Source organism: Oleiphilus sp. HI0061 (assembly GCF_001635675.1).
This window is the reverse complement of record NZ_LWFE01000933.1, coordinates 1-538: the sequence shown is the minus strand read 5'-3', so window position 1 is coordinate 538 and position 538 is coordinate 1. Positions and strand designations below refer to the sequence as shown.

Here is a 538-nt window from a genome sequence, read left to right as displayed (position 1 = left end):
AATTTACGAAAAGTTCAAACAAGCGATAGAGTTGGGAAAGTGGCCCGATGGCCGGACCCTCTCTCGTGAGCAAAAAGAAATATGCCTTCAGGCGGTCATGCTTTATGAAGTAAAACATGGACTCGATGAAAGCAATCGAACCGGCTATGTTGATACAACGAAAAAGACCTCCCCATGCGGGCCAAAAGACGATAGTGATGATGAGTCGACTATCCGTATATTGCACTAACAAAGAAGACGATTAATGAATCAAGTTGCATCAGGTCATTTAAGTAAAATGACAGTGAGTCAGGGGAACCCGGTAAGTTACACCTTGAACTTTGGTGATACAAAATGCAATCCTGCAGATTATCTTGGCAAGAAATTACGCTTTCGTTCTAACGGCGAGATTCGCTGTTTTCATTGTCAGAAGCGTACCAACAAGAGCTTTAACCAAGGTTACTGTTATCGATGCTTTACCAAGTTGGCCCAGTGTGACCGCTGNATTATGAGCCCTGAGCTTTGTCATTATGCACAAGGTACCTGCCGTGAGCCGGAA

At 44.1% G+C, this 538-nt stretch carries 2 protein-coding genes; both read left to right on the top strand.

The window, feature by feature from the left end:
* Positions 1-229, top strand: a 229-nt coding sequence (locus A3735_RS10985) for a YeaC family protein (protein WP_068638053.1), incomplete at its 5' end; no start/stop codon positions are given.
* Between the two features lie 15 nt (positions 230-244).
* Positions 245-538 (top strand): DUF2797 domain-containing protein (locus tag A3735_RS10980; protein ID WP_231882540.1); only part of this gene is annotated, 294 nt, incomplete at its 3' end.